The 15289-nt window shown below is 45.8% G+C and carries 11 protein-coding genes; 5 read left to right on the top strand and 6 right to left on the bottom strand.

From position 1 onward, the window contains the following. Positions 1-49 precede the first annotated feature (49 nt). The 3 genes from T325_RS12985 (at position 50) to T325_RS11575 (ending at position 2663) form a co-directional block, all read left to right on the top strand. Positions 50-178, top strand: a complete 129-nt coding sequence (locus T325_RS12985) for a hypothetical protein (RefSeq protein ID WP_255327780.1) — start codon at positions 50-52, stop codon at positions 176-178. Positions 179-627: 449 nt separating this feature from the next. Then, a complete protein-coding gene (locus tag T325_RS11580) occupies positions 628-1887 on the top strand; it encodes a glycosyltransferase family 4 protein (RefSeq protein ID WP_036914168.1) in 1260 nt (419 codons plus the stop codon). Then, the gene (locus tag T325_RS11575; RefSeq protein ID WP_036914165.1) at positions 1884-2663 is read left to right on the top strand and encodes a glycosyltransferase family 2 protein; all 780 of its coding nucleotides are present in this window, start codon (positions 1884-1886) and stop codon (positions 2661-2663) included. Before T325_RS11580 ends, T325_RS11575 begins: the two co-directional genes overlap by 4 nt. Positions 2664-2701: 38 nt before the next feature. Here the strand turns inward: T325_RS11575 and T325_RS11570 are convergent, their stop codons facing one another. The 4 genes from T325_RS11570 to T325_RS11555 form a co-directional block, all read right to left on the bottom strand. Beyond that, positions 2702-5302 carry a carboxypeptidase-like regulatory domain-containing protein gene (locus T325_RS11570; protein ID WP_036914162.1) on the bottom strand — a complete coding sequence of 867 codons (2601 nt, stop codon included), beginning with the start codon at positions 5300-5302 and terminating at the stop codon, positions 2702-2704. Positions 5303-5310: 8 nt separating this feature from the next. Beyond that, positions 5311-6003 (bottom strand): GLPGLI family protein, encoded by a 693-nt coding sequence (locus T325_RS11565; protein WP_081911209.1) that lies wholly within the window; start codon positions 6001-6003, stop codon positions 5311-5313. Between the two features lie 72 nt (positions 6004-6075). Beyond that, positions 6076-6270 (bottom strand): hypothetical protein, encoded by a 195-nt coding sequence (locus T325_RS11560; protein ID WP_036914156.1) that lies wholly within the window; start codon positions 6268-6270, stop codon positions 6076-6078. Positions 6271-6853: 583 nt separating this feature from the next. After that, positions 6854-8692 (bottom strand): alpha-amylase family glycosyl hydrolase, encoded by a 1839-nt coding sequence (locus T325_RS11555; RefSeq protein WP_081911208.1) that lies wholly within the window; start codon positions 8690-8692, stop codon positions 6854-6856. Between the two features lie 504 nt (positions 8693-9196). On the opposite strand from T325_RS11555, the gene T325_RS11550 reads away from it, so the two are divergent. Further along, a complete protein-coding gene (locus T325_RS11550) occupies positions 9197-10711 on the top strand; it encodes a PDC sensor domain-containing protein (RefSeq protein WP_036914153.1) in 1515 nt (504 codons plus the stop codon). After that, positions 10704-12617, top strand: coding sequence for an ATP-binding protein (locus T325_RS11545; protein ID WP_231622233.1), 1914 nt, complete (start codon positions 10704-10706; stop codon positions 12615-12617). Before T325_RS11550 ends, T325_RS11545 begins: the two co-directional genes overlap by 8 nt. Positions 12618-12703: 86 nt before the next feature. Here the strand turns inward: T325_RS11545 and T325_RS11540 are convergent, their stop codons facing one another. Continuing rightward, positions 12704-14071 (bottom strand): Outer membrane protein SusF domain-containing protein, encoded by a 1368-nt coding sequence (locus T325_RS11540; protein ID WP_081911205.1) that lies wholly within the window; start codon positions 14069-14071, stop codon positions 12704-12706. Positions 14072-14087: 16 nt separating this feature from the next. Further along, the gene (locus tag T325_RS11535) at positions 14088-15272 is read right to left on the bottom strand and encodes a SusE domain-containing protein (protein ID WP_036914148.1); all 1185 of its coding nucleotides are present in this window, start codon (positions 15270-15272) and stop codon (positions 14088-14090) included. Between the last annotated feature and the right edge of the window lie 17 nt (positions 15273-15289).

The following is a 15289-nucleotide window of genomic DNA, read 5'->3' as shown; positions in this document are numbered from 1 at the left end:
GGATATAGAGCTCAAACAAACAAATTAATCAGAAAAAAAAGAAGGAAGTATGAAAGCAAAATATGTAAAACCAGAAGCAACAGTCGTGGAAGTAGAATATTCAGGTATTCTCTGTGCATCAACTTTTGATTATTTCAGCGATCCTACAATTATCGAACGTGAAATGGAGGAGGACTAAGGGCCATGGTACTGAACCTTGAAATACCATAAAGCATAAAAGAATGATGGCGTTACTCTCTCGAGCAGCGCCATCAAAAAAGCCTATGTTTAACTAAAAATCCTTTTCTTTAAAAGAAATCTTCAGCTCACAAGAGCTAAAAATTTGAAAGTTTAAAAGGGAGCTTCGCAGCGACCTCCTGTTATCCTACAGTTGAAAACTTTCTTTTACCAATAACTAAAAACCTAAAACTATAAATATTACTACTAACCTAAAACAATCTATTAACCTTTTGACGATGCAAAGGTACGACGTTTTTTCGTAACTTGCAAGAATTTCAATGCGTTAAGTGTATATTTTCCTCTTATTCTTGACCTATATCAAGCACTTGTGTGCGATAACAACAAATATTCACGCTTTTTTGCTTGCATTTAACAAAAGATGTTGTACCTTTGCATCAAAGAAGAAAAATGAGAGTACTGATTGTCAATACGAGCGAAAAAACGGGTGGGGCTGCGGTTGCTGCCAGCCGTTTGATGCGTGCTTTAAACAATAACGGCGTAAAGGCAAAAATGCTGGTTCGCGACAAGGAGACAGATGCGCTGACGGTGGTGGAACTGCCCAAGTCGCCCCTATTACGCTGGCATTTCCTATGGGAACGGTTGGTGGTGTTTCTTCATCTGCGTTTCTCTCGTAAACACTTGTTTGAAATTGATATTGCCAATGTAGGATCAGACATTACGAAACTTCCAGAGTTTAAAGAGGCCGATATCATCCACCTGCATTGGATTAATCAAGGCATGCTCTCCCTTGGTTCAATACGTAAGATATTACGTAGTGGTAAGCCTGTTGTGTGGACTATGCATGACATCTGGCCTGCTACGGCTATCTGTCATGTTACGCTGGGCTGTCGTCGTTTCACCACTCAGTGTAGTAATTGTCGTTTGCTGCCAGGGAGTGGCTCAAAGAGTGATCTGTCGACCAGTGTCTGGCAAAAGAAGATGCGCTTGGTGAATCATGAGAACATCTACTATGTGGCTTGCAGTCATTGGTTGGAGTCAGAGGCTAAGAAGAGTGCACTGCTAAAGGGACAGAAGATTACGAGTGTCCCTAATCCGATAGATACCCATATATATAATAGGTATAACAAACAAGAGGCGCGTGAACGGCTGGAGCTGCCGCATGACAGGAAACTGATACTTTTTGCCTCACAGCGTGTCACCAACGAGAACAAGGGCATGAGCTATCTGATAGAGGCTTGCCAACAGTTGAAGGATATTCCGCAATTAGGCGTCGTTATTCTTGGAGGTCATGCAGAGGAGGTCGTAGAGCAGTTACCATTAGAGACATTCCCGCTTGGTTATGTAAACGATGAACAGCGTATTGTTGATGTGTATAACGCTGTTGATGTTTTTGTGCTGCCTTCGCTGTCTGAGAACCTGCCTAATACTATCATGGAGGCAATGGCCTGTGGTGTGCCTTGTGTTGGGTTCAAGGTGGGAGGTATACCAGAAGAGATCGATCATAAGAAGAATGGCTATGTGGCAGAATACCGTCAGGCCGACGATCTGGCAAGAGGTATCCGTTGGATTTTGACAGAAGCCGATTACGAGGCTCTGAGCGAGCAGGCTGTACGTAAGGTGGCACACAGCTATTCGCAGCAAAGTGTGGCTATGAAGTATCTCGATGTATATGATCAGGCCATAGCCTTTAAACATTACAAGCTATGATCAGAATAACTTACGTCACGATTACCTATAATGCCGCTGGTGTGTTGCAGCGTACGCTCGACAGCGTTCTATCACAGGATTATCCTGATATCACACACTTGATAATCGATGGGGCATCGACAGATGGTACGCTGAAGATGGTTGACGATTATATCGGACGTTCCAATGCAGCAGATAATGGGCATCGGATACAAGTGATGTCGGAACCCGACGAGGGTATCTACGATGCTATGAACAAGGGACTTCGTTCACTTGACGGTGACTATGTGTGTTTTCTGAATGCAGGTGACTTCCTTCCTGCCGCTGATACTGTCAGCAAGATTGTAGGGTATATTTCCCTTGCTGCTGGAGAGGAAAATATGCCCGCTGTACTTTATGGCGATACGGATATCGTTGATGGCGAAGGCCGTTTCCTGCACCATCGTCGTCTCTCGCCGCCCGAGAATCTCTCATGGAAATCGTTCCGTCAAGGCATGCTTGTATGCCATCAAGCTTTTTATGCGCGGGCTGACTTTGCCATAGCCACGCCTTATGACATGCAGTATCGCTATTCGGCTGATGTCGACTGGTGCATCCGAGTGATGAAGGCTGCGGCGAAGGAGAATGTGCCTTTGTTGAATCTGAAGATGGTGGTGGCCAACTATACCCAAGAGGGACAAACAACACTCCATCACCGTGAGTCGCTTATGGAGCGCTATCGGGTGATGGAGCGTCATTACGGCCGCATTCAGACGTTCCTGCTACATTGCTGGTTCGCTGTCAGGATGTTAACTTGAATGGCATGACTGGTTCGAAATAATATGCCTTTGGGCTATTAAAACATTTTTTTCAGACCAACGACAATATAGCCAGGTAGTCGTTTATCTACGACAGTCTCCATGTAATCATGCTCCGCATCAACAGTGATGCGCTCGAAGCACTTGGTATGCAGAAGATTCTTTCCATCAGCAAAGAATGTCCAACGCCCTTTCGTGTAACTGGCCAGAATGGCACAGTCAAAATAGCTGAAGTGCTGGGCACCCGATTGGTCATGAATATATATTATCGGCAGACTTACATCCCATTTCCCTTTTTTTACCAAAAATGGTCTGACATAAGTTTCATAAGACCTGAAGTTCAGTACAGAGGAGGTAAGCCCGATTTTGCTTTGCTGGAAGCTGAATCGGCATCCCACCTCCATATTGAGCAATGCCCTCTTGAACTTACTAGTTATAGACACCTCACTATCAACCTCAGAATGCCGATTGTTGCTTATCTTCTGAAAATAGGCTGACTGATAGAGGCTATTAGACATGGTCGATTTCAATGACAAAGTGATTGGGAACCTGAACCCTTTTTTGACGTTGATATATATATGTTGCAATACTTGGTCCCGATTTGTCTGTATCAGCGAAGCATAAATGGTGTTTCCAAAACCATCATTGCTAAATATGTATGGATTTTCCGTGAAGGAACACCCAGCATCCATAATCCATGAGAAATCAGAGAGTACATTAAAATAATGACTACTGAGTGTCAGATTGTGATGCTTGTGCATCAAATTCTCCTTGCCGTCATAGACCGTCAATTGCCTATAGTCATTAATCACTGTTCCCCGAGCGAAATAACTATCATCCCTCTTATAACCTGTCGTATAAGATAGCATCAGGGAGTTGATAGAGCTAAACGCCAATTCTATTGACGCATTAGGCAGCACAACAACTTTATCATCAGTGCAACCTTGGTTCAGATAAGCGAGGTCAAAGCCTGCATCAAAACGTAATAGCCCCTTATTCTTTTGTATGGAAAGTCCGTAACTATATAGGCGGGTTGTTTCCTTATCTTTCTTAGCAATGGGCTGAATAGAAGACGGAGTAACCAACATAGTAGAGTGGATCGCGTTCCATGCCGTGTTCATTTTAAACAGCCATGCCTTAGAGAGCCGGTGTGTCCATGAGGCTGCCAGATGATGATCCAACAAGGTGATACGCTGTCTCTGCGAGACCGAATGTATCTGTAACTCTGGTACATAAAGGAGACTGTCAGCAGACTCGACATCAATCGTCCGGTGGATATTGTTATATACGAGTTGCGAACTGACAGACAGGAGGTTCCTGTTATTCCAATTTTTGACAAAAGCCAGATTATGACTGAAGTTCCACACATCCGTCTTTTCATCCCAAGAATAAACTCCAAGCCAGTTCTGGCTTGTCTGAGGCATAGCTGTCACAGTGAACTTCCAGTCTAAAGCAGCATTACTAGCCATCACACTTTTCGTGCTAACTCCCACATGGTGAAAATTGCGTTTCGCGTCAGTAGACTGACTCATCGTCTCGATAGTGTTTCTTGTCCAATAAGACCTAGTTATGTCATACTGGCCTTTGCTCTGTTCGTGGTTGAATAGATAATAAGCATTTATCTTGAAACGATTACTGGGATTCCATGCAATATTGGCAGAAGCCATCCCGTTTGTGCGTTGGTATGTGTTGATGTTATTGTCGATATATGACACTGGAGAATATCCGTTGTCGATAATTTTGTCGGAACCTCCCACTGCCTTCGCATAATCCTTTATGCTGCCCATCAGCTTAACATAGTCAACCAGAGTCATCATCTCCTCACCAGTATTGAACAGTTTCGTATTAATACCCCACATCACCTTCTCACCAAAAGAAAAAAGGTTCATCGCCCCTCTGTATTTGTCGCGATAACCTCCCAATACCTCAGCGTTTCCTGTCACATTGCCAGAATGTAACGAGTCGATTGTCACGTTTAGGGCTGTCGTCTTACGAGTCTTGAAACCTTCTACGAAAGAGTATTCGCTGTAATTCTTCCGCAACTGAATCTTGTCAACATAGTCAGAAGGGAGGTTATTGGTAACCTGCTCATTGTGGTCTCCAAAGAAGTCCTGTCCATTAATGAGAATCTTCTTAACTGCTTCACCATTAGCCGTTACCTGTCCTTTGTCATTAACGTCCATCCCTGGGAGTTTCATCAGGATGTCTTTCAACACCTTCTCAGAGCCGTCGGTATATTTCTGATAGTTATAGTCTATCGTGTCGCCACGCACCTTGAAACCTGGCATACGTCCTTTCACCACAACATTTTTCAGCAACACTGCATCTGGCTGCATAGAGATGCATAAACTGTCATGAGCAGAAGACAGCTCTACCTCAGCAGTCTTATAGCCCAGACAGGAAACCTTTAACAGCAAACGGCCATCTTCAGAGGTAGCCAGCGAGAACAGACCCTCATCGTCGGTAACAGCAAAGCCAAGCAGCGTACTATCTGGCAAAGCATAAGCCATGACATTGGCAAAAGAGATATTACTATCAGTCGATGCATCTTTTACAATGCCTTTTACAGGTCTGCATTCTGCTATATAAGGCACAACGACATTTAGCAGCCATAGAAACAGCAAAAACTTGTATCTCATTTTAAATACTAATCATTCAACCTACGCTTTCGTATTTCTTCGAACAGCTCTGCTGACACTTTCTTTCCGCGCTTCTTCTCAGCAACAGCAGAATGAGAATTGGTGTTGATGGACATGCAATGATAGATGTTCCGTTCATCCTCCAGATCCAAAATCAAACCAGGCAAGCCTGCGTACACATCGGGGCCATCACCCACGGGAATTTCAGGATAGAACCATGCCGTAATGGTCCCGTTTAGGGTCGCCCGATAACATTTCATCCCCATAATCTCCTTGCTTTCCGAGCATACCTTCCAGTCATATTGAGGAATAGGAGTCTCTATAATATAAGTAACTGCTAGGAAGTCTTTCGCCTCAACCATCGTCCGAGTGGTCAGATTTTTATATACAGCATGATCTTCCTCACTGTAGTCTCCACCAACAAGAATAATCTTCACATCACCATCATCGCCCAGATCCTCCTCCGGCTCAATACGGACATAAGAAGATTGTCTGTCCTTGATTACAAGACAGAAAGAGTCTTCCTTTTCTACTTCCATACCGGAGAATAGACCCTTATGTTCCAGGTTTTGACGGTTACCCATGATTTTCTCTATCTGTTCTTTTCGCTGTTTGGAGAATACCGAGTACTTCACTTCTATACTCTGCGCAAGACACAGCATCGGAAGCATCATCAGTACAAATAACGTTTTTATCTTCATAATAAAACTATAAAAGGAATAATCCCGCCCTCCTTAACATAAAAACGGGGGGCAGGATAATACTACGTTCGTTTATTTTGATTTTATCACAATTATATCTTTAATTGTTCCATCAGGATTATATACAACAATAACCTTTTGCTTCCCATTTTTTTGCACATTGGTCACCTCCTGAATATTAGGAGAGGGAACACCTGCTACTGGTGATGCCATTGAAGTTGATACCACTCCTAAAAAGATGGCCAGAGACAATAATAACTTTTTCATTTCTACTTAGTTTTAATTATCTGCACCTACTCCGTAAAGCTTTTCGGTTTCCGCTCCTTTTTCCCAGTCTGGTCTGTCTCAATTCTTCCGGAATATATTGATGATTATTTCAACTATTATGACTTATTCTAGCATAAATACTCCTTCATAGGAACTGCTGCCAAGTGATATTATGATAGCATATTCTCCGTCTGGAAGGAAATTTATAATTTTATTGGTTTATGATTGTGGGGGCAAAAATAGCGAAATTGAATAGAACAACCAAAAAAAATTTGTTTCATCTTGTTTCACATACTGCAAATGAAACAAGATGAAACAAAAAAAGCTCCCAAAAACGCTGTTTTTTATATTTTTGCATTCGGATGGTGCTAATGCCTGTGATATAGTTGCTAGTTACATCGTTCACCAGATACTTGTCGCCTGGCCAACTATACCCAAGAGGGACAAACAACACTCCATCACCGTGAGTCGCTCTTGGAGCGCTATCGGGTGATGGAGCGTCATTACGGCCGCATTCAGACGTTCCTGCTACATTGCTGGTTCGCCATTAGGGCCTTTCTTTAACTAACTAACTAAACTCAGATTATTTATATATGAATTTCTTCCCGTTGATGATATAGACTCCTTTCTTGAGTCCGTTGAGGGCTTCCTGACTGTTCTTGCCCGTACGTAGCAGTCTGCCATCGAGCGTGTAGATCTTCATGACACCATCAGTCTCAACCATGGCGTCTCTGATGCCAGTAGAGGAGACCACTGCCTGCAGACCTTCCTGATTGTAATAGCCACCATTAGTAAAGGCTAAGTCAGCAGTCTGGTTCGTGCCGTCGTTGAAGATGATTCCCTCATTGCTACTGCTTTGGTTCTTACGATCAGAGGCGTTGTATGTCCATTTCCAAACGGTATGGCCTTTGCTGTCTTCTCCCAGTTTCTCGCAGTTCACGCCAGGCCACTTGTTACCTGTATAGTTATACTGCCTGTCCCAGCGCCAGCACTTAATCTGACTGCCCCAACTCTTGGGAGCTACGAAGAAGGCGCAAGTTTCACCCTCGTTGACGGTGCAGAACGATGGAACCTCCACAGGCGTATCGTCCTCAGGTGATTCGTCTGCTTCAGTGATGGCATTGACCTTCGAAAGATCTATGCTGGCATCTGCGTAGACGGCGAACTTCTTGCCACTGACTGCCAGCGTTATGTCGGCAGTGGTGTTGATGAGCTCGGGCTGTACGTTGCCTAATAGCAGATGTAGCGTTCCGTTCTTACCCTTGACACTTAGCTCAAACCCGCCATCGGTGGTCTTAGCAGTTGTAATCTCACTCTCATTGCTGATACCAGCCGCCTTGCGCAGAGCAATCAGTTTCTTCAGTGTACCCTTGTTCGACATCCAGTGCTTCAGGAAAAGACATGGAGTTCCAGGCATGGTGAGGATATAGGCGTTGGCGGCGCAGATGTTGGCCGTCAGCGGATCGCCGCCGTCGCTCTTTGAGCGGAAAGAGTCGTGGTTGTCTACAAAAGTCACGCTATAGCGCTTGTAGGCGTTATCGTTGCTTAGCACCTGGTCTTTGAGGGCGCCCCAGTTACCACCGCCAAAGGCAGAGTTGATCTTGTACTTCAGGGGGAAGTCGAAGGCGGCACTCTGTATCTTACCGTCCACCTTTGTGCCATTGATCCAGTTGGTGACTACCGTCTTATTGCCGTCCCAGCACTCACCGACGCTGTAGGTCGGATTGGCCGCCGTGTTGTAGAGACCCGTATACTTGGCAGCATAGCCTTTAACGAAGTCATAACGGAAACCTACATAACCAAGATCGTTGAGCAGGAAGTCAAGATAGGCCTTCACGTTCTTCTGAACATTAGCACCGCTATGATCCAAGTCGCGTGCACCGCCCCAGGCCTCACCAGAGTCTTTGGCTCCTGTAGGCTTGAAGCCGCTGTTCTTGCTCTCGTCGTCCTGACAGATGTCTGCTGCTGTCAGTTGGTAGGTCTCGCCCTTGTAGGTCTCGGCGGGGAAGTGGAGCCAGTCGTTGTCCACACTGGCGCGGTGATTGATTACCACATCCTCGATGAATCCTACACCTTTTTTCTTAAAGGTTTGAATCATTGAGCGCAGCTCAGCCTCTGTGCCGAAAGCGCTTTTATGGTCGAACCAATATACGGGATGATAACCCATGTTGTTCGTCAGGGCGTTGGCATAAGCAGAGTTGGGTACCCAGATGATGTCGAAGTACTCTGACAGTTCGTCAGCCTGTTTCTCCAGTGTCGTCCACCTCGAGTCTGCATAGCCGTCCCAGTAGAATCCCTGCAGCATGACGCCCTTATAGTCTGAAGGCCAGCCTTGGGCTGATGCTGTAAACAGTGAACAATGGATAGCAATGACTAGTAGCGCTATCCGCCATATGATGGAATGTCTTGTTGATGAGTGCATATGCTCTTAGTTTTGATTGTTGTTTCTGAATGCAAAGTTAAGAAAAAAGCCGTTTGGTTGTTATTCAAGCAGCTCTATTTCTGGTAGTTATGTTGTGCAAACGGTTGCACTGGCAGAGTGGTATTGGCGTAGACATATTCGCTTTGTTACTGATAAACATCTGGTTATCGTATTGTTCCCCCAAAGTACCCATGAAGGGAACAGTGAGTTCCTACGGCGGGAACAGTCTGTTCCCATGGGAGGAACTGGTAGTTCCCTCCGTGGGAACTGCGGGGAAAAACTATCCGGACAAGTGAAGGAAACGGCACTTTTGAGGGGTTGATAACCGTAGGATGATGGGTTGTTAAAATTATATAATTTTTAGAGGATAATATTGCATGTTTAATGAAAATTGCCTATATTTGCAATTAGTATAATAGTTGAACCAATTAAAAACAATTATCCGAAACAGTTCCGATAGCTGCTTTAGGATTTGTTGTATGGCAGATTTGCCTTTAAGGAAAAATGAAGAAATGGCCTGAAATAATAACTAAAGCCCTATCAATCAGATTAAGTCTGCTGATTGTCTTTGAGGTGGCATTGTTGCTTCTGACTTCATTGGTTGTGATGTTTTATTTCTCACGTCAGGCATTGAGGAAGGAAGAGTTGAACAATGCGGAGCAGACGTTGGAGAGTACTGTCCAGCGTATAGACAATATTCTGCTGGGCGTGGAACAGCTGACTGATAATGTCTATAGGGATTTATTGTTGCATCTTGATGAACCCGATCGCATGTTCTACTATAGTCGCAGAATTGTGGAATGCAATCCTTATATTGTGGGATGTGCCATTGTCTTTAAGCCTTATTATTACCCAGGCCGTGAGCTGTTCATGGCTTATGTCCATCGTAAAGGCAATAGCCTGTCGTCAGACGGGAATTCGGAACTGCTGACTCAGGACACGTTTACAAATAAGCCTTATACACAGCAGACGTGGTATACAGAGCCCATGACTACTTGCAAGGCCTGTTGGACAAACCCGCTTAAAAACGAGTATACTGAAAATGAAGCGCTCAGCACCTTCTGTTTACCGATACTTGACCAGGATTCTGAATGCGTGGGTGTCATAGCTGTTGATTTACCTATCGCGCTGTTCTCAAAGACAATCCTTGATGTCAAGCCTTCGCCCAATGGATACGCTATGTTATTGGCTCGCAACGGTTCGTATATCGTACATCCGGATTCAGAGAAGCTGTTGCATCAGACGGTATTTGTCCAAATGGGACAAGGGGCAGATAATACCGTACTGGAGGCTGCCGAGGCAATGGTGGCTGGTGAGACTGGTCATAAGCTTTTCCGTATGAATGGTCGTAAGTGGTATGTGTTCTATAAGCCTTTCGAACGTGCTGATATGCCAGGGCGTTATGTGAATAAAGTTGGGTGGAGTGTCGGTGTCGTTTATCCAGAGGACGACATTGCTGGCGATTATAATTTGCTGTTTTGCTATTTGCTGATCATCGCCCTGATAGGAATAATTCTCATATTTGTATTCTGTCGCATGATTACCCACCGTCAGTTGCTCCCTTTGGACTTACTGACGCACTTTACACAGCGTATTGCTGAAGGACACTACGACGAGTCTATCCCCGATGGAAAGAGCAAAGATGAGGTAGGGCGATTACAAGACCACCTCCAACAGATGCAAAAGGCGCTGGCAATACATGTTGGTGAATTAGAGAAGTCGTCCTCCATGCAACAGGAACGTACCAAAGTGCTGGAAGATGCCTATGACAAGGCACAGGAAGCAGATAAGATGAAGATGGCTTTCCTCCATTACATAACGAATCAGATGATTGAGCCTTCTAATGTTATCGACAAAAGTGTCACGACTTTCTGTAATAACTATTATAGCATTAGTCTTGAAGAGGCCGATAAAAAGGTGAATGACATCCGACAGCAGAGTCAGGCCATCATCACCCTGCTTGACTATATGCTTCATACAGCAGAAAATGAAACAAGAAAGGAGGAGAGCCATGAGTAAAGTAAACCACAGTCTTTCCATGAAGCTCAGTCTAGGCATTCTACTGATAGTAGCTCCCGTCTTCATATTGGCTTTGGGTGCTCTATTCCTTCAGTCGCGATACTTTATCCGGCAGGAAGCTTCTGAGCATGCCAACAGTTTGCTTAACACAGCCGTTCAGCGGGTGAGAAAGTGTATGAGTGCGGTTGAAACATCGATTAATGCGAATGCATGGTTGATTGAAGACGACTTCCGTCTAGAGACTCTGCCTGCCTCTTCACACCGCATTGTACAATTCAATCCCATTGTGCGTTATAGCTCTATTAGTGTCCAACCGAATATGTTTCCCCAGAATGGACGCTATTTCTCTGTCTGTTCCCTCAATAAGGGTGACACGGTGGTTACTGTTCGTGAGACAAACAAAGAGTATCTCGACAGAGCATGTTACAGAATACCGATAGAAACTGGTAAGACCTGCTGGGTGGAACCGTCTTATGAGCAGGCAGAGTGTGAGCTCAGCCTTAACGAGGCGGTGGCTTCTTATTGTAGACCCATCCGACTGAAAAACGGCAAGATTGCTGGTGTCGTTTCTGCCAGTCTCTCCTTCAGACAACTTGCTGAAGCTATGAATGTGGGCGATAGCACCTATCCTGATGCCTATTTCGCTCTGTTAGGTAGTGACGGGCGTTACCTTATCCATCCCGACTCTACGCGTCTTTTCAAGAAGACCATCTATACCGATGTTGACCCAGGTTCACAATCAGAGATGATTGCATTAGGGCATGAGATGACGGCGGGTAATCAAGGGAATATGCGTATGAAAATCAATGGAAAACTGTGCCATGTATGCTATTCTCCTGTTCCAGACACAAACTGGAGTCTTGCGCTGATATGTCCAGATACTGTAATTCTGAGTAACTACTATCTGCTGACATACATTATTATAGTACTTATCGTTATTGGTTTGCTGGTTATTCTGTGGCTGTGCAACAGAAGCGTCAGATATGCCATCAGGCCACTCAGCAGACTTCTCAGACTCTCACAAAAGATAGCTGATGGCGAGTATAGTGAAGTGATACCTTATTCTAAGCGTAAGGACGTTATAGGCAGGTTGCAGAATAATTTTGCAATCATGCAGCAGTCACTTTACCATCATGTGAATGGTATATGCCAAACGACAAAAGAGACGGAGAAACGTAATGACGAGCTGGTACATGCCATGAAATCGACAGAGGAGGCAGTCAGTCAGAAGGACCGGTTTATACAGAACATATCGCATCAGATACGTACGCCGATGAATATTATTCTAGGCTTTGCCGATGTGTTGCGCGACGGTCTGGCATCGTGTAATACAAATATGATTCAGGCAGAAGACCAGCAGCAGATCATCCGCATGATGAAATATAATGCCATGCACTTGAACCGTATGATATTAATGCTCTACGATAGTTCTGAGTCGGGCACTTCACGTGAGTTGATGATTTCCAGAAATGACCAGATGTCATGTAATGAACTGGCTCGGGAATGTATAAACTATACCTACACCCACTTCCCAGTTCAGGCCATAGAGTATAAGACAGAACTTCCTGATGCCGTATGTATCCTAACCAACCATCTTTATCTGATGCGCTCGCTTCGTGAACTGCTCTATAACTCAGCAAAGTTCTCTGACGGAAAGCATATCAAACTGAGTGTTTCCCAGACAGAGACAACTGTTCGTTTCGTTGTCGAGGATGTTGGGCCGGGCTTATCTGAGGAATCAAGGGATCAGCTTTTCAAATCGTTTACAAAAATGGATGATTTATCTGATGGCCTTGGTCTTGGCTTACCACTTACAAAGCGTCATGCCATCAACCTTGGTGGTAACCTTGTTCTCGACACCAGCTATAACGAAGGTTGCCGTTTCGTTCTTGTTGTGCCGAAGTAAAAAACATAAAACATAAAAAATAAAGTCGGGCCGCTCTTCACTAGGGCGGCCCGACGGGCTTATTATGAGCGAATATGCTCGGGGAATTACTTGATGGTTACCTTGTGGGCTCCGTTGTAAGAGAGGTAGAGCTTGAAGGTGTGTGTGCCAGCTGTAATATTGAGGTTCGCACCGTCCTGAGTCAGAGCGTTTACATCGCCACCCCAGTTGATACCCCAGTCGTGGTTAGCACGGAACTTGAACTCACCTGACACAGCGTCGGTTGTTACCTCCCAGCAGCCATCGGCAGTGTTGTAAGTCATCTCTACATCGCCGCTCCAGTCGTTGAAACCGCCGATGAGGCTGACGCTCTCAATCTTGGTAAGGTTGTAGCTGAGGCTGGCTGCATCGAGGTCGATTTTGTAGAAACCTGCACCTGGGTCTGGGCAGTTAGGACCGCCAGCAGAGGTTAACGTACCGTTTATGGTTGTGCCGTTTACATACTCAAGGTCGTCGTCCCAGTTGTCGGCATTGGGCTTGAACTTAAACTCGCCGTCGAGGTAGTAGAATCCTGTGTATTTACCATCGCCGTCAGCGCCATAAAGAGCATGGCTGATGCCCCAACCGCCTTCGTTACCAATTTCGTAGAAGAACTCACCGAATTTGAGTGCCGTTGAGGTCCATGTTTGATTCATCATGTCGAACTGAATGCGATAGAACTTGGCGCCCTCAACGTAAGCCACCTTGAGATTCCCACCAGCATTATCAGTGGCGAAAGACCCCTCGGTCTCAGACGCGGTGAGACACTTGCTCCAGTCACCGCCGAGACCAGACTTCGGCGTAACTTTGAACTCGATGTCGCCTGTTACCACGCTTCCGGGAATCAGCACCGTAAATACGGGATTCTCATAGGCATCGGCGCCACCGTTTGACAATTCATAATCCGTGTTGCTGTTGTTCCAGCCGTTCACTGTACCTGTGATGTAGTAAGCGTCCTCAATTATTGGCGCGTTGGGTGTTGCGGTGAGGGTGGTGCTGCCTGTTGCCGCGATTGTTGTACCGTTGATGTCAACCAGACCTACGACGTTTACAGGTATGGTACGTGCTACTGGGCGGCGTCCCCAGAGGTTATTGACGGCACTCTCAAGTTCGGTGGTGCTCACGTAGCCGTTACCGTTAACCTCAAGAGGAATCGACCTGCTGCCGTCCTCGTTGGTGATTTCGGCGCTATACATGGCCTCTACGCTCTCGTTTGCGCCGTCAACAATTTCCAAGCCCGTAACAGAGGCATTGAACAATTGTACGGTCTCGTTGGTATAAGTGGCAAAGTCGACGGCACTTGTGGGGCTGACGCTGATGCCTACGTTGAGGGCTTCCTCAGGTCCGTTGGTGATAGGGTCGGCCCAGTCTTTATAATCGTCGGTACAGCCTGTCATCAGCAAGGCGATACCAATCATTGACAATAACTTTTTCATACTTCAAAGATGTTTTTTATTTTTCAACAAACATGAACTGACCTGTGATGTCGTTCAGGAATACAGTGTAGCTGCCTTCCTTGTAAGGAATGTTGGCTCCGCCCTGAGTACCCTGTCCGTAGGGGAATGAATCAGTACCCCAGTTGAAGTCCCAAGCGCCATCGGCAGCGAACTTCAGTTCTCCAGCCTCACTGGCGTCGAAAGTAGCTGTCCATGCGTGGTTCTCGCCACCATAGGTGTTGAAGGCGTTCATCAGGTTTGCGTTGACATCCCAGCCGTTGTATCCGCCAGGCATACCCATTGTGGTGAATGCACGAGGTGCACCGTCGTATGGCTCAATGGTCAGAACATTATTCTTGGTGTCGAGCTTCACAGTGTAGTAACCGTCAGAAGGAACGGTGATATTTCCTGAACCGCCATCGTTCTTCACGTAGCCGGCATCGCCTGCTCCCCACTGTTCATTCCAGTCACCAGGAGTCTTGATGAGCTTGAAGCCCTTGCCTCCAGGGAACCAGCCAGTGAAGGCAATCACACCCTGACCTGTTGCCTTGTCGTAGCTCTCGTCAGCAAGTGTCATCAGCGGGAAGATTGCTGTGCCGATGCCACCAACAGAGTTATTCCAAGAGCCGTCACCAACACACTCGCCAACAAGATACCAGAGTTCAGGTGCTGCCTCCTTCAGAGCAACATAGAAGGGTATGACGTTGATGGTTACTGTGTTAGAGTAAACGGTGGGAGCGCCTGGTGTTTCGGCAGCCAGACGAGCATAGACTGTTGTGCTTGCTGGTACAGAATTCTCATTCCATCCGGCTAGTTGGACAAGACCTTTTGCCAACTGAGCGGCATCTACTGTACCACTGCAGCCATTGTAAACCTGATCTAGAATTACATAGTCTGCAACTGCTGTTCCAGTCTCATCAGCCTCGACTTCTGCGACAGATGTCGTGAAGCTATCAGAGAGAGAGAATGCCATCTGATACTGAGCAGCAACAGGGAATCCGCCATAGTCAGGCTGCGACCATGTGAAGTTCAGACCAGAAGAGGTCTTCAGATCTACGTTAAAAGCCGAATAGGCCGGTGTGTTCAGGGAGAACGTTGCCGGTACGGTCAGCGTCGGATTTGAGTCATTATCGTCTGCGCATGAAGCAAACAGATACGCACCGCATAAGAGCAGTAATGATGACTTGAATATATTCTTCATAAACTATTTCCTTTCTA

This window comes from Prevotella sp. FD3004 (assembly GCF_000746155.1).
Taxonomy (GTDB): Bacteria; Bacteroidota; Bacteroidia; order Bacteroidales; family Bacteroidaceae; genus Prevotella.
Note: the sequence above shows the minus strand (reverse complement) of the source record. Positions and strands in the feature narration are given on the sequence as shown.

What these genes read in the sequence shown, in the direction of transcription:
- T325_RS12985 (WP_255327780.1), top strand. Translation starts at nt 50, where the DNA reads ATGAAAGCAAAATATGTAAAACCAGAAGCAACAGTCGTGGAAGTAGAA.
- T325_RS11580 (WP_036914168.1), top strand. Translation starts at nt 628, where the DNA reads ATGAGAGTACTGATTGTCAATACGAGCGAAAAAACGGGTGGGGCTGCG.
- T325_RS11575 (WP_036914165.1), top strand. Translation starts at nt 1,884, where the DNA reads ATGATCAGAATAACTTACGTCACGATTACCTATAATGCCGCTGGTGTG.
- T325_RS11570 (WP_036914162.1), bottom strand. Translation starts at nt 5,302, where the DNA reads ATGAGATACAAGTTTTTGCTGTTTCTATGGCTGCTAAATGTCGTTGTG.
- T325_RS11565 (WP_081911209.1), bottom strand. Translation starts at nt 6,003, where the DNA reads ATGAAGATAAAAACGTTATTTGTACTGATGATGCTTCCGATGCTGTGT.
- T325_RS11560 (WP_036914156.1), bottom strand. Translation starts at nt 6,270, where the DNA reads ATGAAAAAGTTATTATTGTCTCTGGCCATCTTTTTAGGAGTGGTATCA.
- T325_RS11555 (WP_081911208.1), bottom strand. Translation starts at nt 8,692, where the DNA reads ATGCACTCATCAACAAGACATTCCATCATATGGCGGATAGCGCTACTA.
- T325_RS11550 (WP_036914153.1), top strand. Translation starts at nt 9,197, where the DNA reads ATGAAGAAATGGCCTGAAATAATAACTAAAGCCCTATCAATCAGATTA.
- T325_RS11545 (WP_231622233.1), top strand. Translation starts at nt 10,704, where the DNA reads ATGAGTAAAGTAAACCACAGTCTTTCCATGAAGCTCAGTCTAGGCATT.
- T325_RS11540 (WP_081911205.1), bottom strand. Translation starts at nt 14,071, where the DNA reads ATGAAAAAGTTATTGTCAATGATTGGTATCGCCTTGCTGATGACAGGC.
- T325_RS11535 (WP_036914148.1), bottom strand. Translation starts at nt 15,272, where the DNA reads ATGAAGAATATATTCAAGTCATCATTACTGCTCTTATGCGGTGCGTAT.